1 protein-coding gene is annotated in these 2,666 nt (G+C 68.0%); it reads right to left on the reverse strand.

Going from position 1 to position 2,666, the window contains the following annotated elements; translation table 11 throughout:
* On the reverse strand, nucleotides 1-2,645 hold a 2,645-nt coding region (locus tag AB0B76_RS58830; protein ID WP_360395141.1), incomplete at its 3' end, for a condensation domain-containing protein.
* Between the last annotated feature and the right edge of the window lie 21 nt (nucleotides 2,646-2,666).

Here is a 2,666-nt window from a genome sequence, read left to right on the forward strand (position 1 = left end):
ACCAGCACCGCACCAGCATCAGCCACCATAAAATCAAGCCGCTCCGCCGGATACGACGGATCCAACGGCAGATACGCCGCACCAGCCCGCCACACCCCCAGCACCGCCACCACAAACTCCACACCCCGGCCGAACCGCAGCCCAACCACCGACTCCGGGCCGACCCCCGAACCCAGCAGATAACCGGCCACATCCGCCGACCGCTGCCACAACTCGCCATACGTCAGCGCTGTGCCGCCGGCACGGACCGCCGTCGCGGCCGGATCCCGGGACCCGATCAAATCCAGCACCGTCTCCACCGGGGGTAGCACGGTCACCGTGTCATTCCACCGTGCCAACTCCGCCGTCTCCACCGCAGTCAGCAACGGCACCTCCGACAGACGACGACCCGCATCCCCAGCCACCGCCGCCAACACCTGCTGGAAATGCCCAACCAACCGCACCATCCGCGCCTCATCGAACAACGCCGTGCTGAACTGGACCGATCCCGTCAGCCCGGTGGGGAACTCGAACACCGTCATCGAGAGGTCGAACTTGACCGGCATGGACACCGCAGCACTCCGGGCAACGGGTTGCCGCCCCTCACCGTTCGCATAGTTGAACAGCACCTGGAACAGCGGCGTCCGGGAGCGGTCCCGGTCGACTCCGAGCTCATCCACCAGGTGCTCGAACGGCACATCCTGATGCGCGTACGCATCCAGCGTCCCAGCCCGCACCCGGCCCACCAACTCCGCGAACGTCGGATCACCGGACAAGTCCGTCCGCAACACCAACGTGTTCACGAAGAACCCGATCAGTCCCTCGATCTCAGCACGGTTCCGGTTCGCGATCGGCGTACCGATCACGACGTCATCCTGACCGGCGTACCGCGACAGCAACACATTGAACGCCGCAAACACCGTCATGAACATCGACGCCCCAGCCTCACGGGCCACCGCACGCAGACCCGACGCCACCTCAGCCGGCACCGCAAACTCCATCACCGCACCGACACCCGACCGCAACGCCGGCCGAGGACGATCCGCCGGCAGCTCCAACACCGGCGCGCCATCCAACCGGTCACGCCAGAACCCCAGCTGTCGCTCGAGCACCTCCCCGGTGAGCCACCGCCGCTGCCACACCGCAAAGTCCGCGTACTGCACGGGCAACGGCTCCAGGACGGCACCCTCATACAAGGCGTCGAGCTCGCGCCGGAGAATCCCCGCCGACCACTCATCGCCCACAACGTGGTGCATGGCCAGCGACAACACCTGCGTGTCCGGCCCGACCCGCACGAGCGTCGCCCGGAACAGCGGCCCAGCGCTCAGATCGAACGGCGCTGCACCATCGGCGTCCAACCACGCCCGTGCCGCCCCGTCCGGGTCCTCAGCACCGGACAGGTCAACGACGGCAAGCTCCACCGGCGCCGCCGGCTCGATGATCTGGTACGGCACGCCATCAGCATCGGCAACGAGCCGCGTCCTCAGCACCTCGTGCCGCGCAACGAGGGCCGTGAGCGCCGCCGCCAGCCCTTCGGCCGAGACATCCCCACCGAACCGAATCCGAGACGGCAGGTTGTATTCCACCGACCCGGGATCCAACTGTGCGAGGAACCAGAGCCGCTGCTGTGCGAACGACAGCGGCAACGCACGGTCCCGCCCGACCGGCACAATCGCCGCCGTGCCGGTCCCAGGGCCGGCCGTGTCAACCGCAGCCGCGAGCCCGGCCACCGTCGGCGCATCGAACAACGCCCCGACCGGTACCTCAACGCCGAACACGCTCCGAATCCGTGACACCACACGGGTCGCCAGAAGCGAATGCCCACCGAGTGCGAAGAAGTCGTCGAACACCCCAACGCGCTCAACGCCCAGCACCGCACCCCAGACCTCAGCAACCGCCTCCTCAACCACCGTCCGCGGGGCCACGTACTCCGCGGTCACCGCGGGAGCGTCGGGCGCCGGCAGCGCCTTCCGGTCGACCTTCCCGTTCGCGTTCAACGGGAGCGCGGTCATCTCGACGAACACGGAGGGCACCATGTAGTCCGGCAGCCGCTCCCGCAACCCGTCAACCGAGCACTGACCCACCACATACGCAACCAGCCGCGAACCGTCAGCCACCACCACGGCCGCCGACACACCCGCCTGATCACGGATCGCAGCCTCAACCTCACCAAGTTCGATCCGGAACCCGCGAACCTTCACCTGGAAGTCCGCACGGCCGAGGAACTCCGGCCGCCCATCGGAGCGCCACCGTGCCAGGTCACCGGTCCGGTAGAGCCGTGTGCCGTCCCGGTCCGCGACGAACCGCTCAGCCGTCAACTCAGGACGACCCAGATACCCGCGGGCTACACCGGCACCACCGATGTACAACTCACCGACCACACCCGCCGGAACCTCACGCAGTGAGGCGTCCAGCACAAACCAGCGGGTCCCGGCGATCGGCGAACCCAGGGTGACCGGGGCGCCGGCCGTGACCTGGTCGACCGCGGACCACACGGTGGTCTCGGTCGGGCCGTACATGTTCCAGACCGTCCCAGCCCGCTGCACCAACGAAGCCGCCAACGACCCGGGCAACGCCTCACCACCACACAGTACCCGCAGCAACGGGGAACCCGTCCAGCCGTCCTCGACCAGCATCTGCCACGTCGCCGGCGTCGCCTGCAACACCGACACACCATGCTCGTCGAT

The organism is Dactylosporangium sp. NPDC049140, assembly GCF_040648435.1.